Consider the following 308-nt stretch of genomic DNA (forward strand, 5'->3'; position numbering starts at 1 on the left):
ACGCTTTCGTCGCGGCCGAGCCCTGGCTCTCCTTTCGCGGACTCTACCGCAACCCGGAGGACATGGCGGCGATTTATGGCGACGTGCATTTTTCCTGGGCCATAGACTTCTTCGAAGCCGGGCAGAACTCCGAATGGCTGCTGCCCAACCGCCTTTACGAGGGCTGCCGCTTCGGCGCCGTGCCGATCTCGATGGCCGGCACCGAAACCGGCCGGGTCCTCAAAGGGCAGGAGATTGGCGTGCTTCTGTACGAGGCGACGCCCGAAGGTCTTGAGGCGATTCTCGGCCGAATGGATCAGGACAGATAC

At 62.7% G+C, this 308-nt stretch carries 1 pseudogene; it reads left to right on the forward strand.

Features of this window, described 5'->3' with window-relative positions:
• Positions 1–308 (forward strand): annotated as a pseudogene (locus EN818_RS31710) (glycosyl transferase family 1); the annotation flags it as partial.

Origin of the sequence: Mesorhizobium sp. M3A.F.Ca.ET.175.01.1.1, assembly GCF_004791945.1 — a bacterium.
Taxonomy (GTDB): domain Bacteria; phylum Pseudomonadota; class Alphaproteobacteria; order Rhizobiales; family Rhizobiaceae; genus Mesorhizobium.